This window comes from Bombilactobacillus bombi, assembly GCF_013607485.1.
Lineage (GTDB): Bacteria > Bacillota > Bacilli > Lactobacillales > Lactobacillaceae > Bombilactobacillus > Bombilactobacillus bombi_A.
The window spans coordinates 159,968-186,528 of the sequence record NZ_SCHP01000001.1 but is presented as its reverse complement, the minus strand read 5'-3'; the positions used below and the strand labels follow the sequence as shown (position 1 = coordinate 186,528).

Annotated in this window: 20 protein-coding genes and 1 riboswitch; of the genes, 15 read left to right on the top strand and 5 right to left on the bottom strand. The window is 37.1% G+C overall.

Annotation, left to right across the window (positions count from 1 at the left end; genetic code table 11):
* Positions 1-301: 301 nt before the first annotated feature.
* A complete protein-coding gene (locus EQ827_RS00790) occupies positions 302-1,621 on the bottom strand; it encodes a C1 family peptidase (RefSeq protein ID WP_309109315.1) in 1,320 nt (439 codons plus the stop codon).
* A gap of 87 nt (positions 1,622-1,708) precedes the next feature.
* Here EQ827_RS00790 and EQ827_RS00785 point away from each other — a divergent pair, with 87 nt between their 5' ends.
* From EQ827_RS00785 to EQ827_RS00770, 4 genes are all read left to right on the top strand, one after another.
* Positions 1,709-2,389, top strand: a complete 681-nt coding sequence (locus EQ827_RS00785; protein ID WP_219912596.1) for a type 1 glutamine amidotransferase — start codon at positions 1,709-1,711, stop codon at positions 2,387-2,389.
* A gap of 205 nt (positions 2,390-2,594) precedes the next feature.
* The gene (locus EQ827_RS00780; protein ID WP_373563502.1) at positions 2,595-3,755 is read left to right on the top strand and encodes a galactokinase; all 1,161 of its coding nucleotides are present in this window, start codon (positions 2,595-2,597) and stop codon (positions 3,753-3,755) included.
* Between the two features lie 13 nt (positions 3,756-3,768).
* Positions 3,769-5,247 carry a UDP-glucose--hexose-1-phosphate uridylyltransferase gene (locus EQ827_RS00775; protein WP_181189083.1) on the top strand — a complete coding sequence of 493 codons (1,479 nt, stop codon included), beginning with the start codon at positions 3,769-3,771 and terminating at the stop codon, positions 5,245-5,247.
* Between the two features lie 97 nt (positions 5,248-5,344).
* Positions 5,345-6,781 carry an MFS transporter gene (locus tag EQ827_RS00770; RefSeq protein WP_181189082.1) on the top strand — a complete coding sequence of 479 codons (1,437 nt, stop codon included), beginning with the start codon at positions 5,345-5,347 and terminating at the stop codon, positions 6,779-6,781.
* Between the two features lie 80 nt (positions 6,782-6,861).
* Here EQ827_RS00770 and EQ827_RS00765 read toward each other — a convergent pair whose 3' ends face one another.
* Together EQ827_RS00765 and fabV are read right to left on the bottom strand one after the other, a co-directional pair.
* Complete coding sequence (locus EQ827_RS00765) at positions 6,862-7,458, bottom strand: ECF transporter S component (protein WP_181189081.1); 597 nt, start codon at positions 7,456-7,458, stop codon at positions 6,862-6,864.
* A 74-nt stretch (positions 7,459-7,532) separates the two neighbouring features.
* Entirely contained in the window at positions 7,533-8,744 is a 1,212-nt protein-coding gene (fabV, locus tag EQ827_RS00760; protein ID WP_181189080.1) for an enoyl-ACP reductase FabV, read from the bottom strand.
* Between the two features lie 121 nt (positions 8,745-8,865).
* A riboswitch (Lysine riboswitch) is annotated at positions 8,866-9,045 on the top strand.
* Positions 9,046-9,128: 83 nt separating this feature from the next.
* Here fabV and EQ827_RS00755 point away from each other — a divergent pair.
* The 6 genes from EQ827_RS00755 to EQ827_RS00730 all read left to right on the top strand — a co-directional run bounded on the left by EQ827_RS00755 (position 9,129) and on the right by EQ827_RS00730 (position 16,985).
* Positions 9,129-10,568, top strand: coding sequence for an amino acid permease (locus tag EQ827_RS00755; protein ID WP_181189079.1), 1,440 nt, complete (start codon positions 9,129-9,131; stop codon positions 10,566-10,568).
* 212 nt (positions 10,569-10,780) lie between these two features.
* Positions 10,781-11,476 (top strand): Bax inhibitor-1/YccA family protein, encoded by a 696-nt coding sequence (locus EQ827_RS00750; RefSeq protein WP_181189078.1) that lies wholly within the window; start codon positions 10,781-10,783, stop codon positions 11,474-11,476.
* 62 nt (positions 11,477-11,538) lie between these two features.
* Positions 11,539-12,717 (top strand): MFS transporter, encoded by a 1,179-nt coding sequence (locus tag EQ827_RS00745; RefSeq protein WP_181189077.1) that lies wholly within the window; start codon positions 11,539-11,541, stop codon positions 12,715-12,717.
* 12 nt (positions 12,718-12,729) lie between these two features.
* The gene (gene thiD, locus EQ827_RS00740; protein WP_181189076.1) at positions 12,730-13,527 is read left to right on the top strand and encodes a bifunctional hydroxymethylpyrimidine kinase/phosphomethylpyrimidine kinase; all 798 of its coding nucleotides are present in this window, start codon (positions 12,730-12,732) and stop codon (positions 13,525-13,527) included.
* Positions 13,528-13,541: 14 nt separating this feature from the next.
* Positions 13,542-14,405, top strand: a complete 864-nt coding sequence (locus EQ827_RS00735; protein ID WP_181189075.1) for an NAD(P)-dependent oxidoreductase — start codon at positions 13,542-13,544, stop codon at positions 14,403-14,405.
* 243 nt (positions 14,406-14,648) lie between these two features.
* Positions 14,649-16,985 (top strand): ABC transporter ATP-binding protein/permease, encoded by a 2,337-nt coding sequence (locus EQ827_RS00730; RefSeq protein WP_181189074.1) that lies wholly within the window; start codon positions 14,649-14,651, stop codon positions 16,983-16,985.
* 7 nt (positions 16,986-16,992) lie between these two features.
* On the opposite strand, the gene proC is transcribed toward EQ827_RS00730, so the two are convergent.
* On the bottom strand, positions 16,993-17,757 hold the full coding sequence (proC, locus tag EQ827_RS00725; RefSeq protein ID WP_181189073.1) for a pyrroline-5-carboxylate reductase: 765 nt from the start codon (positions 17,755-17,757) through the stop codon (positions 16,993-16,995).
* Positions 17,758-18,026: 269 nt separating this feature from the next.
* Here proC and EQ827_RS00720 point away from each other — a divergent pair, with 269 nt between their 5' ends.
* The 5 genes from EQ827_RS00720 (at position 18,027) to cydC (ending at position 25,349) form a co-directional block, all read left to right on the top strand.
* Positions 18,027-19,064 (top strand): hypothetical protein, encoded by a 1,038-nt coding sequence (locus EQ827_RS00720; RefSeq protein WP_181189072.1) that lies wholly within the window; start codon positions 18,027-18,029, stop codon positions 19,062-19,064.
* A 339-nt stretch (positions 19,065-19,403) separates the two neighbouring features.
* Entirely contained in the window at positions 19,404-20,867 is a 1,464-nt protein-coding gene (locus tag EQ827_RS00715; protein ID WP_181189071.1) for a cytochrome ubiquinol oxidase subunit I, read from the top strand.
* Positions 20,867-21,880, top strand: coding sequence for a cytochrome d ubiquinol oxidase subunit II (gene cydB, locus EQ827_RS00710; protein ID WP_181189070.1), 1,014 nt, complete (start codon positions 20,867-20,869; stop codon positions 21,878-21,880). Before EQ827_RS00715 ends, cydB begins: the two co-directional genes overlap by 1 nt.
* 2 nt (positions 21,881-21,882) lie before the next feature.
* Entirely contained in the window at positions 21,883-23,613 is a 1,731-nt protein-coding gene (cydD, locus tag EQ827_RS00705; RefSeq protein WP_181189069.1) for a thiol reductant ABC exporter subunit CydD, read from the top strand.
* A complete protein-coding gene (gene cydC, locus EQ827_RS00700) occupies positions 23,613-25,349 on the top strand; it encodes a thiol reductant ABC exporter subunit CydC (protein ID WP_181189068.1) in 1,737 nt (578 codons plus the stop codon). The genes cydD and cydC overlap by 1 nt, the downstream gene beginning before the upstream one ends.
* Positions 25,350-25,564: 215 nt before the next feature.
* Here cydC and EQ827_RS00695 read toward each other — a convergent pair whose 3' ends face one another.
* On the bottom strand, positions 25,565-26,539 hold the full coding sequence (locus EQ827_RS00695; protein ID WP_181189067.1) for a polyprenyl synthetase family protein: 975 nt from the start codon (positions 26,537-26,539) through the stop codon (positions 25,565-25,567).
* Positions 26,540-26,561: the final 22 nt, after the last annotated feature.

Genomic DNA, 26,561 nt, shown 5'->3' with positions numbered 1-26,561 from the left:
AAAGGTAATAAATATTGTTTACACTTAAGTTGGTCTGACATAGGTTTCACTTCTTTAGTAGCAGATGACTAAAGTGTAGCCTATTCAGGCTTTTTTATTCAAGAATTATTAACTAGCACCACGCGTCACCACTAAACTACTCAATCTTAAATCTTGAAGTGTTAGCTGGGATAAGGATTCTTTTATCTAGGCTGAATTGCTGTTTTAGATGCATTACCGTTATTAAAATTACTATGAATAAAAGAGTTAAAATCCCAAAATTTAGATAATTAATCCTCTTATATAGAAAAAGTAAAAAGCTTTAATTAATTGCATCCCAGGATGGCAAAACTAGAGGATCTTGAGCAAACTGTTGCTGTTCTTGTTCACTCAAATAGGACTTTTTAATTATTACTTCATAAACGTAATCTCTAAACCATTGGACACTCATCACAAAATATCCCTTGGTCCCAATTTTGTCACCCCATGAATTTTCAACTTTCCATTTTAAAGGCTGCCCTTGCTTATCTAAATCAACTCCCGTCAAGACCATAGCATGAGACATTGCCGCTTGTCCGTAATCGAGGCGCAATCCCTTGTCTAAATCCAAATCGATTCCAAACAAAGAATTATAATCATATAGGCCAGATGCTAAGAGCCCTTTTTGGCGATTTAATTGTTCCAAAACATCATTGCCAAACCACACCGGCTGGCCAGCTTGCAATTGCTGAATTGCTAGTTGTTCTAAACGTTGAATTGGCAGATTCAAGTCCTTAGCCGTTTTAGCACCTACCATATTAGTATTTTCTAAGCAATAAGTGCGCCCTAATTCCTTATTATCTTGCGGAGCATTTAAAATACCGACCCAATCATCAAGATTAAAGGAACAATATTTTTGTGCAAATTCTTGTGGTGTCAACCCGCGTTCTTGAATTAACTGCTGCTGATCATTGCGTAATTCTAAGTCAAAATGGCGGGGCGGTTGACCAAAAGCATATACACAAATTCGATACACTTCCGCAAGTTTAGCAGTTATTAAATCATTGAGCGTCGATACGGCGGGATTTTGCTTAGCCAAGTTTCTGATGTCTTTTGCATCCTTGCGTAATTTTGCTTTTAATACCGTTGAAAATTCTTGAGTATGTTCCGAATTGTAAGTTTCCGGCATTACAGACTTAGGAACTACTCCGTATTTTTTAATTAAATTGACTGCATAAGACCATTGTCCGCCGTCACCATCAGGATCAGCCAATAATTGGGCTACGGTTCGATCAGTTAATGGTAAATGCGCAGTTTGAACCAGGCGTTGATAAAACCAATTAGCTTTTTCTAAACGATCATAAAAGGATAAATAGTTTTGCGATAATTCAAAATCTTTAAGGCCATATTCTGCAGCACATTGGGTCCTTAAAAGCGTTAAAGCGGCAAATAGCCAGCATCGACCTGATTGTTTTTGATTGGACACTTTACCCGTTTTGATTTCTACTGAAAACGTGGGTTCTAATTGCGATTGTACTGCAAGATTTTGAGCCGCTTGATTAATACCATTAGTCTGCACCGCATTAGCAATTACTTGATGCGTTTTTTGCTTTCGAAATTCTGCTTGGAATTTTTTTATTTGTGTTTCCGTAATTGCTTGCACTATAAAATCACTCCCCTAGACTTTTCTTAACAGACAGTTTAGACTATTAATTAATGCTAGTAAACCATTAATGAGGAAACCTTAATCATGACAACAATTAAAATTGCTTATCTCTACGAAGATTTAATGAATACTTACGGCGATTGTGGTGATGTCAAAATTATCCGTTATCTGTTAAAACAACAAGGATATGACTGTACGATTACCAACATTAGTCTTGGTGATGAATTCAATGCCTTTGATTATGATTTTCTCTTTTTTGGAGGGGGTCAAGACTTTGAACAATCAGTCGTTGCTAAAGACATCATTCGCCATCGAACTACAATTCAGGAGTTTATTGAAGCCGGCGGCCCAATGTTATGTATTTGCGGAGGATATCAATTTTTAGGCAGCTACTACCAAACCAGCGGTGGCCAAACAATTGAATGCTTAGACCTTTTGCCTTTGCATACAGTTTTTAACCCCCAAAAAAGAATGATTGGTGATACTAAATATACTACTGAATTTGGGGAAGTGCGTGCCTTTGAAAATCATAGCGGTCAAACTTTTTTTGATGATTCCCAAAAACTTCAGCCTTTTGGCAAAATGATTATGGGATATGGTAACAATCCTGATGATGGTGTAGAAGGTATGCAGTACAAAAATGTAATCGGCAGTTATTCCCACGGACCCTTATTGAAAAATCTTAATGTCGCAGAAGCTTTGACTAAAAAAATAATTGCTTGGCATGAAAAAACTACTAAAAAGAGTTTAGCAACTCAAAAATAATAGATGTTTTTAATAAAGATACCAAAAGAAATTAGTCTCAAGGCTAGTTTCTTTTTTATTTCTAGTTGTAAATTTGGCTCTGTTTTATCATCCCTTTGGAATGCAATTTTTCTAAATTATTGCTAGTTAACGATTGGCTTTAAAAGAAAGTTGTTTATAATTAAATTATTAATGAAGGAGGAACCATTTCATGGCACAAACAGCAATTACAATTTCGAGTCTAAGCACTCAATTTGCGGAAATTTATCAGCAACAACCGACTGATTTTTATTTTGCTCCCGGACGGATTAACTTAATTGGAGAACACACTGACTATAATGGTGGTCGAGTTTTCCCCTGTGCCATTAGCTTGGGTACATACGCAGCTTTAAAACCACGCACCGACCAAACAATTCGCCTCTACTCTGTTAACTTCCCTGAAGCCGGAATTAGTGAATTTACTGCCGATCAACTAGAGTTTGTAGCTCAAGATTGGACTAGTTATCCTAAAGGAATGTTTAAGTTTTGGCAGGAACATCAGCATCCATTCTTACATGGTTTTGACATTTTAGTTCAGGGTAATATCCCTGCAGGCGGGGGCTTATCATCTTCTGCCTCTATTGAAATGTTATTCGGCAAAATTTTGACGGACCAATTTCAAGAGCCAGTAGACCAGTTAACCTTAGTCAAAATGGGCCAAGAAGTAGAAAACAAGTTCATTGGTGTACAATCAGGAATCATGGATCAATTCGCTGTAGGTATGGGCCAAGCGGAACAAGCAATTTTGTTAGATACCAACACTTTAAAGTACGAAATGGTCCCAGTACATTTACAGCAGTACCAAATCATTATTATGAACACTAATAAAAAACGTACCTTGGCTGACTCCAAATATAATGAACGTCGTCAAGAATGCGAAGAGGCCCTCAAACGCCTGCAGACAATTAGCGACGTTACTACTTTAGGCGCTTTAACAAAAGATGAGTTTGATACGTTAACCTACGCTATTGGCGATGAGACTTTAATTAAGCGTGCACGCCATGCAGTTTTTGAAAACCAGCGGACAATTCAAGCAGTTCAAGCCCTGAAAAATAATCAGCTGCAAACCTTTGGTCATTTAATGAATGCTTCGCATATTTCTTTAGAATATGATTATGAAGTAACCGGAATTGAATTAGACACTTTAGTTCATAGTGCTTGGCAACATGGTGCTCTAGGTGCCCGGATGACCGGAGCTGGTTTTGGCGGTTGTGCTTTAGCTTTAGTGGCACAAGACCAGACTGATAACTTTATGCAGGCGGTTAATCAAGATTACCAAGCTCGGATTGGTTATGCTGCTGACTTTTATCCAGCAAAAATAGTTGCCGGTCCTCAAAAAATCCATTAGAAAAGAAGATATCATGACAAAAAATTTAGTTACTGAATTTGCTGAACAAATCATTGCTCAAAAAACCACATTTCAACCCTTAGATCGAACCTATTTAGTTAATAAAATTTATGCTTTAGTTGGTGAAACTAATTTGCCGCAACCCACAGCATCCATGCCCCTACTAGAAATAGTAGCGCAATTAGTAGAAAGTGCTGTCCAGAATCAAAAAATTGCCGCTGATTCTCAAAGCCGCGAAATTTTAGCCTGCCAATTGACTGACCTTTATACTCCTAGTCCTAGCCTAGTTAACCAGACTTTTTGGAATCAGTATCAATTAAGTCCTCAAAGCGCCACAGATTATTTTTATCAACTGTGTGAACGTAATAATTACATTAAAGTTGCTGATAATGCCAAAAATATCAGCTACCAAACTACAACTAAATATGGTGATTTAGAAATTACAATTAATTTGGCTAAGCCAGAAAAAGATCCCAAAGCCATTGCTGCTGCTCGTAAACAGCCACAAACTGGTTATCCAGCCGATAAGTTAAGCATGGAAAACGAGGGCTATTTAGGACGGGCTAATTTTCCTGCACGCACTAACCACCGTATTATCCGCTTCACATTAGGCGGTGAACCTTGGGGTTTTCAGTATTCTCCCTATGCTTATTTTAATGAGCATTGTATTTTTCTTTCCCAAGCACAGCGTCCAATGCACATTGATCGCAGCACTTTTAATAATCTTTTTGAAATTATTCGCTTATTGCCGCATTATTTTGTCGGCAGTAATGCTGATTTGCCAATTGTAGGAGGATCAGTTTTAAGTCACGATCATTATCAAGGCGGACGTCATGAATTCCCAATGATGAAGGCACCTATAAAACATACTTTTAAACTAAATCACCATCCAAACCTACAAGCAGGAATTGTCAACTGGCCGCTTAGTGTTATCCGTTTGCGGGGATCACAGCCAGCAGAATTAATTCAAGCCAGCAGTGAAATTTTACAGGCATGGCAGCATTTTAGTGATGAAGCGGTGGATATTCGCGCTTTTAGCGAAGGCCAAGCGCATCATACAATTACACCGATTGTTTATCGCCAACATGAGCAATGGACAATTGATTTAGTTTTGCGGGATAATCAAACTTCTAAACAATATCCCGATGGTATTTTTCATCCACATCAAGACGTACAACATATCAAAAAGGAAAATATCGGTCTGATTGAAGTCATGGGTCGAGCCATTTTACCGGCTCGCTTACAAAGCGAACTCCAAGAAGTCCAACATTATCTTTTACAAGAAGATAATCATATTGCTGCTTATCATTTACCATGGGCTCAACAATTACTACAAAATCACCAAATTAATTCTGCTAATGTCCAAACTATTATCCAAGAATCAGTAGGACATATCTTTGCACGGGTTTTAGAAGATGCTGGTGTTTTCAAAGATACAGCTGCTGGACAGCAGGCTTGGGAACAATTTATTCAAGTGATCAATCAAAAATAATTAGTTTTACGAATATTTTCCTAACAAAAGTATTTTTTTTGACTTCCATTGTGTGTATAATAAGTTTCAACCTAATTAATCAAGGGAGATGGAGTCAATGACTACAACAACTCCGAGCTATCAAAATGATGCTCAAGTGCAAAAACATCGCTGGTTAATCCTCAGCGCGGTTGGCTTATTTACCTTTATGTCTACTCTGGACGGCAGTATTGTGAATATTGCTTTGCCGGTTATCAGCCATGATTTACACATTCCCATGAATCAAGCTGAATGGGTAGTTTCTTTATATTTAATTATTATTTGTGCTTTACTGTTGTTTTTTGGTAAACTCAGCGATCATCTAGGCAAAATTAAAATATTTCGCTGGGGCACGCTGCTTTTTGTGATGGGTTCTTTATTGGCAGGCTGGCGTATTAATTTAGCTTTCTTACTAGGTGCACGCAGCCTTCAAGCTATTGGAGCCGCTATGACTATGGCTACTAATAATGGTATTATTACAGAAATCTTCCCTAGCACCCAGCGCGGTCAAGCCTTAGGCATGATCGGTTCATTTGTCGCGCTAGGCTCAATTGCAGGACCGGGTATTGGCGGCTTACTATTAGCTAAACTAAGCTGGAGTTATATTTTTTGGATTAATGTGCCGATTGGTTTAATTGCTATTATTGTCGGCTATTTGGTATTTCCACCAGATATTACTTTTACGCAAGTACCCTTGGATAAAATTGGCAGCTTTTGTTTTGCTTTAACAATGGTAACCTTATTTGGTGGTGTCTTCGTAGGTCAGCAAATTGGCTTTAATCAAATTAGCGTTTGGGGAATGTTTATAATCGCTATTATTGCTGGCAGCCTATTCATTAGTACTGAACGGCAAAATAAGCATCCTTTATTGTCTTTTGACCTTTTTAAAAATGCTAATTTTTCCTTAAGTTTATTATGTGCGTTATTAATCTTTATAACTAATTTCTTCTTTAATGTTGTTACTCCATTTTATTTGGAAAATGCTCGACACTTAACTCCCAAACAAACTGGTTATATTTTGATGATTTTCCCAATTATTCAAGTCATTGCCGCACCCTTAGCTGGCAGTGCCTCGGATAAAATTGGACCCAAATTAATTACTTTTTTGGGATTGATATTTATTTTACTTAGTCAAATTGGTTATGTTTTGTGTGATCTGAACACTTCGATGGGGCTATTTGTGATTAGCGTTGCGCTAATGGGGCTAGGTAATGGTATTTTCAGTTCTCCTAATAATTCTTTAGTTATGAGTTCTGTTCAGACTAAAGATTTGGGGATTGCTGGCAGTATTAATTCGCTATCTAGAAACCTCGGCATGGTCATTGGTATTTCGAGTGCAACCACCATTTTATTTGCTGCTATGAGTCATAACTATGGTTCACACGTTGCTACTTATTTACCAAAACATCCAGAAGTTTTCATTTACGGAATGCATGTAGTATTCACGATTTCTGCTTTGATTTGTTTAATTGCTACTGTCCTTACGGGCTGGCGGTTATTCACCAAGAAACAATAGCCCAAAGTGCATGGTAAACACATAAACCAAACAAAAAAAAGAGTTGAGACGATATTGTCTCAACTTTTTTTATAGGGATTTTAATTATCCAAAAATTTATTAGCCCGAAATATAGCTAAACAAATCATCGGTACAATAATCACAGCGGCAATTAGTTCGGGAATTCCATTAGTTGCCACTATTGTCATGATAACTGCATTTAAAGCTCCAGAAGTAACCTTATAAGCACTAGCCATGGCGGAAGCAAACAATAAGCGCATTAACCCTAAAACTACTAAGGTATTGGTTAAAGAGCCAATTCCTGCGGCCAAGGCCATGCGCAATGTTTTTGCTTGAAGCTTATTTTTAGTTTGCCGATAAACTACTCCTGCCAAATATCCGACTAGAATGCGCGGCAATACCGCAATAATGGGATTAGTGAATACCATTGTGTCTAAAGGGCTAGTAGGAGCTGTATAAGCACGGATCATAGTTCCAATTCCCCAAATCAAGCCCACCAAAGCCCCATCACCCGGGCCTAAAACAATAGCTGCAACAATAACTGTCAAGTGAATGATTGTCACATTAACCAAACCCAAAGGTATAAAACCTAAAAAGGGTGTCATCGATTGGACTAAAATAATGGCAATTAAAACTGCTCTAATTGCTAACTTGTATGCTCTGTTTTTTTTCATCATTTTCACCTAATCATATATTCTTTGTCATTATATTACATTTATTACTAATCAAGTTCAATTTGAATATAAGTTATTTAGGGCTTCAATTTAGTGATTTCATCATAATTAACAGTTGTATTATCAATACCAGCAACTTCAAATCCATTAATCTGTAAAAATTCTTTTCTAAATGTATCATAGGCCGTCAAATCAGTATTAAAATTAGCCGGCGTAATTTTATTCATTAAATCTACAGTTTGCTTTTGCGTATCGCTATCTAACTCCCAGGCATCAGGCCGTAAGCGTCCGTGACTATCTATTTGCGCTTTCTTGCCATACACCATATCTCTAAATAACCGATCTTTTTGCATAATCGGCGTTTCATGAGTTCCTTTTTTTAACATAACTTTATATAAGGCAATACAATACAAAGGAAAAATTGGAATCACTACGGAAGCTTTTGTAGTAACTGCTGTAGAAACACTAATTAGTGCTTGTCCCTTGATATCATTAATGTGTTTTTGAATTTTATGGGCGGATTTTTCGGCGTCTGCTTTTGCCCTACCTAAAGTACCCTCATGATAAAAAGCATAAGTTGCCGGCGATCCAATATAAGAGTAAAGAATTGTCTTAAAGCCACTAGCTAAAACACCCGCTGCCTTAAGTTCCTTAACCCAAATTTCCCAATCTTCACCACCCATCACTTTAATGGTGGCTGCAATTTCCTGCTGACTAGCAGCGGCAATTGTTTGATAAAACAATGCATTTTTTTCTAAATTAATGTTATAGCCACTAACATTTTGTCCGATGGGTTTAATTTGTGAACGCCATACTTCGTCTGGATTATCGGGATTGGTACGTTTCGGAGCAGCGACGGAATAGATTAATAAGTCAATTTGGCCGCCAAACTCTGTTTGAATATACTTAATTACCTGTTGCTTCATTTGGTGAGTAAAAGCATCTCCCAGAAAGTTTTTGGCAATAAGGCCCTCTTTTTGCGCCTCTTGTTTAAAATAAATATTATTCCACCAACCTGGCGTTCCTAACATGGTTTTATCTTTAACAGGACGTTCGAAAGAAACACCTATCGTATCGGCGCCCGCACCAAAAGCCTGCGTTATACGGCTAGCAAGTCCATAACTAGAGGAGGCACCAATAACAAGCACTTTTTTAGCGCCCTTATACTCTCCTTTATTTTTCACATAATTAATTTGGTTAATAACTTCTTGCTGACAGCCATAAGAGTTAACACTGCGGGCCACATTATCCTGGAGCTTTTCATGAATTTTAACTAAATTTTCAGACATTCTACCCACCTCACTTCTTAGTTTATAAGTTTACTCTTCTTTTGAGTTGCCCAGGGATATAACACCAATCTTTTACACTTGACTTTCTCTTAATTTACATTAAAATTATTTAAAGTACATCAATCAAAGAAGAGGTTGCCAAAATTATTAGTCAGCTGGTGGAGATGAGATAGCATCGTTGAAGTCAGGCAAAAGGAATTTTGGCCGAAATCATTTATTACTATTTTGATAAATGGTTGGGACTAGATTGAACAAGTCTAGGACTGTCGCAGCTTCAAGGCTGCGGAGTGCTATCTACGATTATTATCAGTAGGCCTCTTAGCGTCCAGCGTTAAGAGGCTTTAATCGTTTTTAGGTTTCTTCTTATAAAAAAGGAGAATAAGTATGGCAGAAAAAAATACTGTCCAACGTAACTTAAAAACCCGCCATGTCACTATGATTGCGCTAGGCGGCTGTATCGGAACTGGTTTATTTATGACCTCGGGCTCCACTATTTCTAAGGCGGGCCCTGGGGGTGGCTTAGTCGCTTATATTGCGATGGGTTTAATGGTCTATTTTTTAATGACTAGCTTGGGTGAATTAGCAACGAATTTACCAGTTTCTGGATCTTTTGCCACATATAGCGCTAAATATGTCGATCCAGCTCTAGGTTTTGCGATGGGCTGGAATTACTGGTTTAATTGGACGATTACGGTGGCTGTTGATATTTCAACTGCAGCCTTATTAATCCAATACTGGCTGCCCCAAACCCCCGGCTGGATTTGGAGCTTACTAGTTTTAATAATTATTTTCTTAATTAATGCCTCAACAGTTTCTACTTTTGGCGAGACAGAATACTGGCTGTCCATAATTAAAGTTGTCACAGTTATTGTCTTCTTAATTATTGGTTTTGCCATGATTTTTGGCATTATGAATGGCCCCGCTGTGGGCTTGAAAAATTTCACTTATAAAAAAGCACCTTTTGTGGGAGGATTACCAGCGATTATCAATGTCTTCTTAATTGCCGGATTCTCTTTCCAAGGTACGGAATTAATTGGCGTTACGGCGGGAGAATCCCAAAATCCTGAAGAAGCTGTACCGAAGGCCATTAATGACGTTTTCTGGAGAATTTTATTGTTCTATATTTTATCAATTTTTGTGATTGCTGCCTTAATTCCTTATACTAGTCCTAACTTATTAAGTGCTGCTGATGGTAATATTGCAGTTTCACCATTTACATTGGTCTTTAAACGTGCTGGATTAGCTTTTGCAGCTAGTCTGATGAACACAGTAGTTTTAACTTCAGTCCTTTCTTCAGCCAACTCTGGAGCCTACGCTTCTACACGAATGCTGTTTGCATTAGCTAAAGATAATTATGCTCCTAAGATTTTTGCCAAGACCTCTAAAAGTGGTATTCCTTTCTATGCTTTATTGGCCACAATTATTGTCTCCCTCTTAACTTTTACAACAAGTATTTTTGGTCAAAAAATTTACATGTGGCTAGTGGCAGCTTCTGGTTTAACTGGCTTTATTGCTTGGGTTGGAATTGCGCTGAGTCATTATCGCTTCCGGAGGGCTTTTATTAAGCAAGGCCACCAACTTAGTGAATTAAAATATCATGCTAAACTGTTTCCTTTAGGGCCAATCATTGCTTTAATTTTATGTATCGTAGTAATTGGTGGCCAAAATATTGATGCCTTCATCCATTGGGACTGGCAACAAATTGGTGTAACTTATATCAGTGTGCCCCTAGTTTTAATTTTATACTTTGGTTATAAATGGAAGCATCATACTAAAATTATTCCATTAGATGAAATTGATCTTTCCAGTAGCAATAATAACTAACTTTTTGATATATTTTGTTTAAACATTTAGGGATGCCCATAACCCTAAAAAAGCTCCAGAAAAGAAAAATCTGGCGCAAATGAAGAATTAATTATCAGCCTTATCCAAGATGATAAGGCTTTTTCTTTGTAATTTAATAAGAATATGATTTAATGAAAGCAGATGTCTTATTTTTGATTTAAAAGTATTAGATATTAGATGGAGGTCATTTTATGCCAGTTATGGAACGGGCCAAAGAAACTGCCCTGACGAAATTTACATCCTTAGTTTATTTATATACCGGTTTAGGAGTTGCTTTTTGGTTATTGTCGGCGTTTGCACTAGCCAAAAATCAAGCATTCACCATGCCAATTTTAACCTGGGGAATGCAACATCGAATCATTTTTACAGTTTTAGAAATTGCTATTCCCATCGGTTTAATCAGTTTGTGTCAGTCATTAGCTCAACGTTCATATTTCCTCACATTCATCTGTTATTTAGCCTTTTTAGCCTCTTTTGCCTTGATGGGCGTCCCAATTTTCTATGCTTATTCTGCTAAGAGCATTTTGCAGGCTATTAGCATGACTGCCGTGGCTTTTGTGGTGATGGCAGGATATGGCTATGTTACCCGCACCGATTTAATGAGCTGGAACAAGGTGTTAATGACTGGTTTAATTGCTGTAATTATTGTATCAATTTTAAACTTGGTACTGTTCAAGAGTTCAATAGCCATGTTAATTATTAACGCTGTTATCATGATTTTATTTCTGGGCTTTATTGCTTTTGATTCCCAAAATTTGAAACGAATTTATCATCAATATCAAGGAACTAATTTAGGGGCTATTGCATTGGTGGCTTCTATTAGTTTAGTACTTGATTTTATTAATTTACTACTCAGTGTTTTGTCAATTTTTGGTAATAATAACTAATTAAGTTTTTTATTGCTGCTCTTTTTAGCGGAGCGGCTTTTTTATTTTGAGGAGGAATTTTTGTGACGCATAAATTTCAGCATTGGACTACCTTGGTTGGTATTATTGCTTTAACAACAGTAACTCGCTTAGACTCAGTTATGGCCCCGTCGTTAGTTAAGATTCAGCAAACCTTCCCGCAAGCAGATCCGACCCAAATAGAATCCATTGCCTCCATCGGCGATGTTGCATCAATGCTAGCTTCTTTTATTTTTGGTTTTATTTTAACTAAAATCACTTATAAACACGCAGCTATTTTAGGCCTGTCACTTTTAGCTGCTGGGGGCTTATTGCCAATTTTTATTCATCAAAATGTTGCGCAGCTTATCTTTTTTGCTTTAGTAGTGGGCTTAGGTAGTGGTGCCATTACAACTATTTTGCCTAGCCTATCAGCGTCAGCTTACCATGGTGAAAGGCGTTCTAGTCAATTTGGTTTTAATGTTGCTTTAGAAGATGGCTTTGCTATGGTTTGGATTGTCATTGGCGGTTATTTAGCAACTATTAGCTGGGTTCATAATTACTATGTTTACTTAATTACTCTAGTAGCCTTAATTTTAGCTATTTTCTTTGTTCCTAATATTCATCCTACTGATAATTCCACTGTCAAAGAAGATTATCAACAGTCCAAAAGGGATCAATGGGGCTTTATTATTGCATTGGTTCTTATTTCCATGTTAGTGGAAATTCTAGTGGCTGTAATGACTAATAAAATGGCGCTTTATTTAAATTATTATCATATTGGTGGCCCTAGTACTGCTGGACAAGCCCTCTTATTCGTCCGTGCAGCTTCGATTGTGGCCGGAGTTTTTATCAGTTTTTATCGCAAGGCTTTTCGCAATTACTTATTAGCCGCTGGCTTTGGTTCAATTATTCTCGGTGCTCTGATTTTAATTTATGTTCATACTTTTTGGACTAGTGCTTTAGCAGCCTTTTTAATTGGTACAGGCGGCTCAATTGCCTTAATTACAATTCCTTTTTTACTATCTAACTTAGCTTCTGCTAAAGTTTATCCGATTGTTATGGGAACTTTTTCTGCTTTAACAAGTTTAGGTTTTGCCTTTTCCGCTTGGTTCTTTAAATACGCAGCGCCAATTTTTAGTAGCAATAACTTGATCGGAACTTTTCGCGCAATGATAGTTTTAAGTGCTATCATTATAGTAGTATTAGTTGCTACTAAAATTCAAAAACGCGCCAGTAATTAAGGGGGAATAGTCTTGCTGAATTCGTTTCCACAAGCGGTCACCATTGCCGGTTCAGATTGTGACGGTAGTGCTGGGCTGCAAGCTGATTTAAATACTTTTCAAGCACAAAAAGTGTATGGGATGTCTATTGTCACTGCTGCTGTAGCAGGTAATTCATATGGGATTTTTGATTCAGTGGCTTTAACCACAGACTTTATTGATGCTCAATTTAAGGCTTTAGCAACAGATTTTAAAATCCGAGCTGTCAAAACTGGAATGTTGACTGATCAAGCCACCATTGAATGTGTTGTCAAAAACTTACAGCACTATCAGTGGCCTAACTTGGTGTTAGATCCTGTAATTATTACCAAACATCAAGCATTGCTTTTGGAGACTAAGGCTTATCAAACCTTAATTAAAGAATTGTGGCCGTTGGCCTTATTAGTAACGCCAAATTTTTTTGAAGCTCAAAAATTGTCGGGATTAAAACTAGCAACTTCTCTCCAAATTCAGCAAGCCGCCCAGCGGCTTCAAGAACTTGGTGCTAAAAATGTTTTGATTAAAGGGACGCATGATGATCCCCAACAGCAAAAAGTGCGTGATTATGTGCTTTTTGAAGATGGTACAGAAAAGTGGCTAGAAGCGGATTTAATTCATACCACTCATGTTAATGGTACGGGTGATACCTTATCGGCAGCTATTGCCGCCCAGTTAGCCTTAGGCAAAACTTTGGATGCAAGCATTCAAATAGCTGAAAATTATACACATCAAGCTATTGCACAAGAAATTGCTGTTGGCCATAAATATGGCCCGATTAATCATTTAGTTTAAAGGGAGGTAATTTGATGAAAATTGGTTTTATTGGTACTGGTGTAATGGGTAATGCTATTGCCAGCAATTTAATAAAGGCTGGTCATAATTTATGGGTTTATAATCGCACTAAATCTAAAACCGACAACCTAGTAGCAGCTGGTGCTACTTGGTGTGACAGTCCTCAAGCTGTGGTCAATGCTGCTGAAATTATTTTTACGATGTTGGGCTTTCCTCAAGATGTCGAGCAGGTGTACTACGGTGAAAAGGGTATTTTTGCAGCAGATGTTGCCGGTAAAACTTTGATAGATATGACTACTTCGCAGCCACAATTAGCTCAGAAAATTGCACAAACTGGTCAAGAACTAGGAGCAAAAGTTTTAGATGCACCTGTCTCTGGTGGTGACGTAGGCGCTAAAAATGCTACTTTAACTATCATGGTAGGTGGTTTACAAACCGTATTTGATGAATGCAAGCCCCTCTTTGACGCTGTTGGTTCTAAGGCCCAACTCTTTGGCCCGTCCGGCGCAGGTCAAAACACTAAAATGGCTAACCAAATCATGATTGCTGGCACAATGACTGGCATGAGCGAAATGTTAGTTTACGCCCAAGGAGCAGGGCTAGATCTTCAAAAAGTTTTAGATACTGTAGGTGCTGGCAGCGCAGCTAATTGGAGCTTATCTAATTATGGGCCACGTATTCTTAAAGAGGATTATACACCGGGATTTTTCAGTAAACATTTCTTAAAAGATTTACGTATTGCTTTAGATACAGCTCAAGCTATGGGACTAGACTTGCCAGCGACTAAACAAGCTAAACAGCTCTATGAAAAATTAGTCGATGAACAAAAATTAGGCAATTTAGGTACTCAAGCTTTAGTTAAATTGTGGTGGAAATAATTTATTATAAATATTTAAACATGGGGTGAGACAAAATTGGGTCTCACTCTTTTTTAATTATATAAACTCAGACAAACCATCTAACACACAAATAAGATTTTACCTTAATTAAAAGGCTCTTTTGAAGGCGGCTATAATTTTTAAAGGCTATTAAATCTTTAATTTCGATTCATAGCTTTTTATACAGTATTTTAGGGTAGAGTCTGTTATGATAACCTCAATAAAGAGACTAGGAGTAAGGCTATGCTGAATTTACAACATCTTAAAAAATATTATCACGTTGGACCAACTACTACTAAGGCTTTAGATGATGTTAGTGTCAATTTTCGTGATCAAGAATTCGTGGCAATTTTAGGAACTTCTGGCTCAGGTAAAACAACCTTATTAAATGTTATCGGCGGTTTAGATCGTTATGACTCAGGAAATTTAATTATTAATGGTAAGTCCACACAGCATTTTCAAGAAAAAGATTGGGATGCTTATCGTAACAACACTGTGGGTTTTATTTTTCAAGATTATAATATTATTAATCATTTAAATATTATTGATAATGTGACTTTAGGCATGACTTTAAGTGGAGTCGACAGTAAACTGCGGCAAAAACGCGCCCAGCAATCTCTGCAACGCGTGGGCCTAAAGAACCATATGTATAAAAAACCAGGGCAACTTTCCGGCGGCCAACTACAACGGGTAGCCATTGCCCGTGCCTTAGCCAACAATCCCGAAATTTTATTAGCCGATGAACCCACGGGAGCACTGGATACTACTACTAGCCAAGAAATTATGGATCTCATTAAAGAATTGGCCCAAGAACGCCTTGTTATTATGGTCACCCATAATCCGCAATTGGCGCAGCAATATGCAGATCGAATTATTCAATTTTCGGATGGCAAAATCATTGCCGATTCACATCCTCTCACCGCCAGTTCGTCTCGGGAAAATTTTCATCCGCGTCAAACTAAGATGAATTTTTGGACCGCGTTAAAACTTTCTTTTACTAATATTGCTACTAAAAAAGGCCGTACTTTTTTAACAATGCTAGCATCAAGTATTGGAATTATTAGTATTGGCGTAGTTTTAGCCTTATCCAATGGTTTTCAAAAACAAATTGATGCCACACAATCGGAGGCTTTATCCCAATTTCCAATTACCATTTCCCAAATTACTGCTGATCAAAAGCAATTGCAAAAAAGTGATAATACTACCAACAGTAAACAAAAACTCACCCATAGCAAAACCCTTTGGGCCCAGGATAATCCGCTTAATTCTGCCCAGCATATCAATCTCATTACTCCTCAATATGTGCACTATCTCCAAAAAATCAAGACCAGCGACGCTCAAAATATCTCCTTTAGCTATAATGTGAATTTAAATCTATTGCGCCAAATTAATGGCCATTATCAACCAGTCAGCTTTTCCACTGCCACTAATAATAGCCTGAACAGCGATAATGTATTAAGTAGTAACTTAGGTGTTGGTGGGAGTATTTATCCAGCTAATAAGCGAGGTCACAGGAACTTTTTACAAAAAAATTATCGTGTCTTACATGGCCGCTATCCACAAAATGCTAACGAAGTCGTATTAATTGCTAATAAGCGCAATCATATCAACTTAAATGCCCTTCACAATTTAGGAATTGATGTTCATAATAAAGAAAAGTTATCACCAAAAAGCCTTTTACAAACACGCATCAAAGTTATTTCTAACGATGATTTTTATCAAAATGAGCCTTTAGGTAATTTTATTCCTAATCAAAATTACGACCACATGGCCGCAACTGCAAATAGTCAAACCTTACATGTTGTTGGTATTCTCAGAACAAAATCTAAGAATTCAGATGGTTTACTTTCAAATGGCGTTGCTTATAGCGATCAACTCACACAAAAAATTTCCCAGCAAAATCGCAATTCAAAAATTGCTTTAGCCCAAAAAAAGAGCGCCAGCAATGTTATTAGCGGCGCTAAATTAACTGCAACACAAAAATTAATACTTTTAAGCTCTTTGGGGGCAGATAAAAATCCCAGTTCCATTCAGATTTATCCCAATAGTTTTCAGCAAAAAGATCATATTACCAACTACCTCGACCACTACAACCGCACTAAACCACAAGCGCAGAAAATTCTTTATTTAGATTTAGCAGGCAACATTACTAGCATTACTGGCGGATTAATGAAGGCCATTACCTATGTACTAGTAGGTTTTGCTGGGATCTCATTAGTAACATCCATGATTATGATTGCTATTATTACCTACACTTCCGTCATTGAACGCACCAAAGAAATTGGTGTTCTCAAAGCTCTCGGCGCCAGAAAAAAAGATATCACACGTGTCTTTGATGCTGAGACTACCCTTTTAGGCTTAGGATCAGGAATTTTAGGAATTTTTATTGCCTGGCTATTAACATTTCCTGCGAATATTATTTTATATAAAATGACCAATTTAATAAATGTTGCGCAGTTAAATCCCATACATGCAGTCTTATTAGTCATTATAAGTACAATTTTAACTGTACTCGGTGGCCATATACCAGCACGCATGGCCGCCCGTAAAAATGCCGCCGAAGCTTTACGTTCCGAATAAAATCTAATTATTCATTAGCGGCATTGACGGCTTGAATTAAAGCGTTGCGAAAACCTGTTTCTTCCAGCTTAGCCACCCCCCGAATCGTAGATCCACCTGGAGTAGTTACTTCGTCTTTTAATTCTCCAGGATGCTGATTGCTTGCTTGTGCTAATTGTGCAGTTCCTAAAAGCATTTGAGTAATAATTTGGTATGATTGTTCCCGTGTCATTCCGTTCATAACCGCAGCATCACTTAAGGCCTCCATCATTAGATTAACAAAAGCTGGTGTACAACCGGCAACTGTACCATAAATTCCTAATAAACTTTCTTCTACAACATAAACTTGTCCAACTTTTTTAAATAGTTCGACCACTAAGGAACGATTAGCAGCAGTTTCCGTCTCTGCAAAACTAATTGCTGTAATTCCTTGCTGCAGCTGGACTGGAGTGTTAGGAACCGCTTTAACAAAACTAGTATCAACAGGTAATTGTGCCTTAATAGCTGCTAAATTACCACCAGAAACAGAAACAATCATACCGTGATAGTTAGTCTTCAAATTGTCGATCACATCAGCGAACGCCCTTGCTGGAACAGCCACAATTACTAAGTCACTAAAATTCAAATCAGCATAATCATCAGCTAATTGGAGTTGATATTGAGCTGCAATGGTTTGAGCCGTTTGATGATGGCTTTTTAAAACCATTATGTCTTGATTATTAATTCCTGCTGCTAAAAAGCCCTTAATGAGCGCTTGCCCAATTTTGCCAGCCCCTACAAAACCTATTTTCATTATTTTACACCTCAATTATTAATTTATTATTCTCTTCAATTTACCACTTTTTTCTTTTTTAATGCGGAAATGCGAATAATTAATGCCCTTTTTTTTAAGATTTGCTTAATTATTGGTTTCATGCTAACTAATGCGTTAAAATGCTAGTAGTGATGTAAGCTTATTATAGAATATTTATTTAAAATTCTTTATTAACAACTAATTAATTCCTATACTTCTTTTTTACAAAATTGAATTTACTACAAGTTTTAAGGAGGCTTTTCCCAATTATGAAAATAACTAAATTAATAACGGGTGCTGTCTTGGTGGTGATGGCTGTTGTTGTAATGTTCCAATTTAAATTTGACAGTTTTATCCAAGCCTTACTAGGGTATGCAGATCTTGGTGCTACCGCTAGTATTTTATTAGCAATTGCCCTCTTAATTGCCGGTGCCATTTATATTATTTGCCATTCGAGCACCAGTATTTTGCCGCCGATTATTAGCTTTATTATTGTAACCTTAGGAGGCATTATGGGTATTTTTAATGCTACTCGATTTCCTGGATTAATGCTTTGGTCTTGGGCAGGTATTGTTATTGGTTTAATTATGGCTATTGTGACAATTGTCTTAGATTATTTCTTTGAACCTGCTGTGGACCAGTATGGCAATGCCCAAAGTAATAGTTATTACGACAATAATTCTAACCAGTATCCTAATCCCCAACCTAATAACTATAATGCCCCTTACAATTCCACTCCTAATCCACCAACACCAACAGGTCAACCCACTAATAATTATGCTTACAATAGTAATATGCCTCCTAATTCTAGTTATGGCTCGCAACCTCCTTATCCTGGTCAACAACCAGTAACTAATCCCAATTCAACTACACCCCCTGCTGCTCCTAGCAACTATAATAATTATCCTGCTGCTAATCCACAAACTCCCCAACCAAATGCCTCAACGCCAAATATTCCTAATAACAATTATCCAAATGTTCCCAATAACAATCATAACTATCCTAATAATAATGTTAGTCCTAATCCTAACTATTCTGCTCCTAATAACCAAACTTATTATTCGCCACAGCAAGCAAACAATCAGCCAGTACCTCCGGCTTATCCCAATCCCCAACCGCCCATTAACTCTGGAGCTCAACCATCGGTACCTACACCCAACAATAATAGTTACCCTTCGAACAATTATCAAAATCCACAAAATTATTCTCCTAATCCTGCTTCTCGACCTCAGCCGCGTAAACGTCAATTTAAAGCTGGGGAACAAGGTCGGGTAACTAATAACTATCGGTATAATTCTAAAGGCTAACTTAAAACATCTTTTCTTCACAGTTTTGTCATAATTGGCCTTTATACTAAATGTATAGTCAGTTGAAAGATTGACTAGAACATATAAATTGTATTCACATCCTTACTCCTCCGAAAGCAGCAGCAATGTACATTGCTGCTGCTTTTTTTAGCCTAACTTAAAAAAATATTAGCATTTTCAATGATTCGATTACGAACTAAAAAAACTCAGTGCATTTGCTGGCAAAATTCCCAACTTATGCGTACTCTAGGGAATTTTTGCCACTTTTTATTTGTAATTATAGTAATTTAAAAGTATTATAAATTAAGTAGAGTACATACATTAAGGAGTGTGAGCGTTATGTTAAGTATGGGAGTTTCACTTTTGTCATTAGCCCGCTTTCAGTTTGCGATGACAACTGTCTTCCACTTCTTTTTTGTACCGTTATCCATTGGCCTAGGCTTTTTGGTCGCAATCATGGAAACTATTTATGCGGTTAAAAAAGATGAAGTTTATAAAAAAATGGCTCAATTCTGGGGAAAGATTTTTCTTTTGGGATTCGCCGTTGGGATTGTTACTGGTATTATTCAAGAATTCCAATTTGGTATGAATTGGTCTAATTACTCCCGTTTTATGGGTGATATTTTTGGAGCGCCTTTAGCAATTGAAGCCTTATTGGCTTTCTTCCTCGAATCCACCTTTATTGGAGTTTGGATGTTTACTTGGGATCGGTTCAAACCGGGGATTCATGCTTTATTTATTTGGTTGACTTCAATTGGAACAATGCTATCCGCTATCTGGATTTTGGCTGCTAATAGCTTTATGCAGCATCCAACTGGTTTTATTATTAATTCTCAAACTCATCGAGCACAAATGAGTAGTTTCTCAGAGTTAATTAGTAACCCGCAGCTTTGGAAGGTCTTTCCACATTTAATTTTGGGAGCCTTCTGTTCAGCCGCTTTTGTTGTTGTCGGAATGAGCGCTTGGGCTTTATGGCGCAAACAAAAAGATGGTGCTTTTTTCAAAAAGTCAATGCGCTTTGGCCTATGGGTAGGCCTAATTGCTGCTATTGGCGTAGTTGCTGCTGGTGATTTACAGACTCAAGAGATTGTTCAAGATCAGCCAATGAAGTTTGCAGCTACTGAAGGTGAGTATAAAGACACTGGTTCACCAGCTTCTTGGAAGATTGTCGCTACTTTTGATACTAAAAATCATAAAACGACTCATGATATTTCTGTACCATACATGTTAAGTTTACTAACTTATCATAAAACTACTGGTTCAGTTAAGGGTATGAATACTCTCAACAAAGAGTTAAAACAAAAATTTGATAACAATAAAAGTAAGAGTATCCGTGATATCAAAAATTATTATGTTCCAGTCAATACTCTCTTTTGGAGTTTTAGATTTATGGCTGGGTTTGGCTTTTTAATGATTTTAGCTGCTATCTTAGGTTTAATTTGGACACGTCCAAGCAAGAATACTATTAGTGATAAACGTTGGTTCTTGTATGTTTTAGGACTAATGATCTGGGTACCATTTCTCGCTAATACTTGTGGCTGGTTAGTTACTGAATTAGGACGTTATCCGTGGATTGTTTATGGTCTTTACACTATTGCTGATGCAGTTTCACCTTCTACAACAGCGGGACAACTAATCTTTAGTAATATTGTCTATTTCGCACTCTTCTCCATTCTTGGCGGTGTAATGATTTATTATTCTCGTCGTACTTTACACAAGGGATTAGATGCGATTTCAGGGCCTAGTGCAACCGATAGCGCCGCCATTAACTCCGATCCATTTTCAAAGGAGGCTTTTAACTAATGAGTGTCTTACAATTTATTTGGTTTATCTTAATCTGTGTCCTCTTTGTTGGTTTCTTCTTTTTGGAAGGATTTGACTTTGGTGTAGGTATGGCCTCCGGAATTATTGCCCAGACTGATGAAGAAAAGTCAGTTATGCTGGGTATTATTGGCCCTCATTGGGTTGTTAATGAAACATGGCTAGTGACTGCTGGTGGTGCGATGTTTGCTTCTTTTCCAATGTGGTATGCTAGTTTATTTTCTGGATATTACATCATGTTCCTTCTAGTCTTAGTGGGATTGATTATTCGCGGAGTTTCATTTGAGTTTGCTAACCATGCGGAAACTTCACGGGGACGCCACTTTTGGTATAACACTTTTGTGATCGGCAGTTTATTAGCGCCATTAATGTTATGTATTATTTTCTTTAGTATGATTCAAGGTGTTCCGATCAACGGTAATGGTGATTTAAGTTTGGGCTTCTTTGATGTTATCAACTGGCTGTCATTAGTTGGCGGTATTGCTGGTGTTTTAATGTCTTTGATTCACGGTTTAAACTACGTGCGCTTATCCACCACAGGAATCTTGCGTGAACGTGCAGAAAACTTAAATCGCATCTTGTATCCCGTTCTTTTTGTTGGTGAAGTAGTCTTTGCCCTGCTGGTATTTTTCCAAACCGATTTCTTCAAAGAAAAATTTACTTCTAGTTTAATAATTACACTTTTAATAGTTGTGATGTCCTTACTTGGTGCTTGGGGAGTTTACAAGCAGCGTGAGGGTTGGAGTTTAATTGGCAGTGGTTTATCTTTAGCATTTGTAGTAATTTTAATCTTTAATGGCTTATTCCCTAGAGTAATGATTGCTACTAATCCGGTGCATGATATTTTAATTAAGGATGCATCTTCTTCACCGACAGCTTTAAAGGTAATGACAGTCGTAGTCTGCATCTTATTGCCAATTGTCTTAATTTACTTTATTTGGTCATATTGGATTTTTACTAAAAGAACACCTTCACACAAGAAAGCTATGGAATAAAAATGATAGATAAGCGTTTATTTCAATTGCCTGGAATTAAACCGCTCTTTAGAATGCTTGCAGGATTAACTATCTTGCAAGCATTTATGATATTACTGCAAGCTAAATTCTTAGCCGAAGCGTTAGTAATTTCTTGGCAACGACAAAGTTTAAATAATATTGTTCACCCGACGATCTATTTCATTATTGCCTTTTTATGTCGACATTTTTTAACCTGGGTTAAGGATGCGATTTTAGATAAATATGCTACTAAAACAACAGAGGATATTCGTGGTAAATTACTAGATAAAGTCTATACCACTGGTCCACAAATGATTTCCCAAGCGGGCTCGGGTAACATTGTCACTAATGCGCTCGATGGCATGGATGAAATTAATAACTACTTAAATTTAATTTTATCTAAGTTTATGAATATGATGATTATTCCTTGGATTATTTTGATTTTTGTTTTCTTTCAAAATATTACTTCTGGAATTGTTTTAATTTTAGTATTTCCTATTATTATTCTATTTATGATTATTCTAGGGTATGCTGCCCAAGATAAGGCGGATTCACAATATGCTGAATACATTGTCTTATCCAACCACTTTGTCGATGCTTTGCGGGGTTTAACCACCTTAAAAATGTTAGGACTCAGCAAAGAGTATGCCCATAATATTTATACTGTTAGTGAGCAATACCGCAAAAAAACCTTGAGTACCTTACGCATCGCGATTTTATCAACTTTTGCTTTGGATTGGTTTACCACCTTATCTATCGCAATTTTGGCAGTATTTTTAGGCCTGGCTTTGATTAAGGGCACTCTTCCGCTTTATCCAGCAATGGTAACTTTAATATTGGCACCAGAGTATTTTTTGCCCTTGCGTAATTTTGCCAATGATTATCATGCTACTTTAAATGGTAAAAATGCTTTTACTGCAACAATGAAAATTCTAACTTTACCATCTACTAAACAGCGCCAATTATTGCCCTCATTGACTTGGAATCAGGACAGTACCCTTGAATTGCAAAAAATTAATTTCCAGTATGAACACAATCAAAGTTTAAATAATCTTCAGGATATTAATTTGCAAGTACAGGGCTACCAACGTATTGCTATTGTGGGTCAATCAGGAGCTGGAAAATCTACTTTATTAGATATTCTCAGTGGTTTTTTAATTCCCCAGGGTGGAAAAATCAAAGTTAACGGTCAAGATTTACCGCATTTAGCCCAAGATAACTGGCAGCAGCAATTTACCTATTTACCCCAAAAGCCTTATTTATTTAGTGATACAATTGCTAATAATATTCGCTTTTATTCACCAGAGGCTTCTGATGCAGCTGTCAAGGCGGCGATTACTCAGGCGGGTTTAAGTAAATTTATCCAGTCTTTGCCAGCAGGTTTAGCTACTAAAGTTGGCCAAGGAGGACGCGGTATTTCCGGTGGACAGGCCCAACGAATTATGTTAGCACGAGCATTTTTAGCGAGTGAACGTCATATTTTAATTTTTGATGAACCCACTGCTCACTTAGATATTGAAACGGAATACTCTTTAAAACAGACCATGCTGCCCTTATTTGATAACCATTTAGTAATTTTTGCCACTCATCGATTACACTGGTTGGCACAGATGGATTATGTTATTGTCATGGATCACGGCCGGATTGTTGAACAAGGTCCAGCTCAACAATTGCTGACAGAAACTTCGGGTCCATTCTTTGAATTAAGTGCTCACATGCGAGGTGATCAATAATGTGGCATCATGATACGTGGGTTAAGCCCTATCTTAAGCAATATAAATTTTTACTAGCTTTAGTTTTAATTTTAGGTGTACTGACAACTTTTTGCGGCGGCGCTTTAATGTTTACTTCCGGTTATACTATTGATAAATCTGCTACACATCCTTATAACATTTTATTGATTTATCCGGCAATTTTAATGACGCGAGCTTTTGGAATCGGCCGACCTACTTTTAAGTATGTGGAACGGTTAAAAAGCCATAATTGGGTACTAAGAGTTACCTCCAAACTACGGACGCGCCTTTATAAAACAGTTGAGCAAGATGCTGCTTTTTTCGATGAAAAATATCAAACAGGTAATATCTTAGGACTGCTTTCTGAAGATATTGCTCATCTACAAAATCTTTATTTACGGACTGTTTTCCCGACAGTTGTTGGTATTTTATTATGCCTCATCATTGTCATTGGTATTGGTTATTTTGACCTTTGGTTTGGATTGCTGATTTTATTGTTATTAGCTATTGAAGTGTTAATAGCACCCTTGATTTCTGTCGCTGTTGAAGCAGGAAGGCGCCAGCAGCAAAAGGAGCTCAAAGACCACTTATATACTAATCTAACTGATAATATCCTTGGTGCTAACGATTGGGTTTTATCAGGACGTCAACAAGATTTTAAGCAAACTACCCAAAAAACTGTAGCTGAACTCAACAAATCTACCAATCACAGCAAACATTTTCGCTGGCGGCGAGATTTCTATTTGCAGGCGGTTTTGGGAATAATTTTTATTGTTTTATTAATATTTACTAACTTATGTTTCACAAATAATGCGGAACGAGCTAACTATGTGGCTGCTTTTGTCTTGGCGATCGCCCCGGTTGGTGAAACTATTATTCCTATTAGTCAAGGGTTTGAAGAGTATCCCACTTATAAGGATTCCATCATTAGATTAAATAATCTGCACCCAACTCCTCAAAAACTACCACAGCAACAGCACCTACAACCAGAAAATTTTCAAAAGTTAGTATTAGATCATCTCCAATTTGAATACGATGCAGATTCTCCAGTTTTAATTAAGGATTTTCATCAAACCATTAATCGGGGTGAAAAATTAGCTTTAATTGGTCCTAGCGGTACTGGCAAAACTACCTTATTACAATTAATTAATGGTGATTTAGCTCCTCAAAAAGGCCAAGTTTTAGTTAATGATATTAATGTTTTGGCTTTGCAGAAAGAACGTCAAAAGCTATTCGCCTTTTTAAACCAGCAACCATTTTTATTCAATACTTCAATTATTAATAACGTCCGTCTGGGTAACGAACAAAAAACCGATACGGAAGTTCAAAAAGCTCTTGCTGCAGTTAAGCTCCAAGATTTAATTGATTCATTGCCTCAAGGCTATAATACCCCCGTACAAGAGGCTGGATCCCGCTTTTCTGGTGGTGAACAGCAGCGTTTAGCTCTCGCCCGGATATTGCTCCAGGATGCTCCTATTGTGCTCTTAGATGAGCCAACAGTAGGCTTAGATCCAATAACAGAAAATGATTTGTTGCAGACTATCTTTCAAGTATTAGCTGATAAAACAATTATTTGGGTAACTCATCATTTGCAGGGCGTCAAAAATGTTGACCAAGTGATTTTCTTAAATCAAGGTCATATTGAAATGCAAGGACATCCGCAAGATTTATATCAAAATAATCGTCATTTTCAAGAATTGTACAAAATGGATCAGGGTATTTTAATTAAACGCTAACTATCTAGCAAATGTATTAAATTAATGTATAAGTGTTGATATTGTTCATATCAACGCTTTTTTATTTGCAGCAGCTATTCAGATAAATTAAAAGAAGCACTGTTTTTGCTACAATCAGCTGTTCAAAACCAACTGAAAGTAAACCCAACAATGCTTCTTAATGACTATTTAACACGCTAATTTAAAACCACTGTATGTCCGAACACAAAATAACGCTATTGCTGTCGCTGGAGTAGTTCTTTAGTAATTTGCTTTAAATAATAACGATATTTATTATTCGGTAATTCCGCAATTAAGGCAATGGCTTTATTGGTATATTTACGTGCCAAAGCTTGAGCAGCCTGCATTCCTCCTTGTTCAACCACAATTTGGGCAATTTGCTGTATTTGAGTATCCGTCAGTTGTGGGTGTTGTTTTAAGAATTGAGGTAACTGACTATTTTTTTGCCGCAAAGTATAAATTAAAGGCAGTGTATAAACGCCATTTTTTAAATCTTCCAAGCGGGGCTTACCCAAATGAGCCGAACCAGAATAATCCAAAATATCGTCTTGAATTTGAAAAGCCATCCCTAAATTATGACCAATAAAACGCGCTTTATGAATAATATGCTGATTAGATTGCGCCAACATTGCCCCAAACTGAGCACTTAATTCAATTAATTGTGCTGTCTTGCCGGAAATTTCTCGAAGATACATCTTGACGGTTGCGTCAATGTTACGATTAATTTGTAATTGGTCTAATTCTCCCCGCAAAATCTTTTTAATACTTCGGGCATTATAAACAACTTCTTGTTGTTGATTAGCTACCTGACTAATTAATTCAAAGTAAACCGTCAATAAATAATCACCCGCATATACCGCATTGCGATCGCCTAATTGTACCTGAATGGTGGGTACATTTCGCCGTAGGTTAGAATCATCAATCACATCATCATGAATTAAAGTTGCCAAATGTAAAACTTCCATGGCTGCAGCAGCTTGCAGTTTTTGTTTAGTATTTTGATATGGTCCAAATTCACTAAACAATAATAGACAAGCCGGACGAATCATCTTTCCGCCGCTCGTTATTTGCTGCTTAATTAGGCCAGCAATGGGTTCATTAAGTGGTTTAATTTGCTCTAAAATAGTTTCTTGTACCTGTTCTAATTGCTCATTCAATTCAGGAATTTTAGCCCACAAGGAGTTAATCATTGGTTACACCTTTTTCTGTATT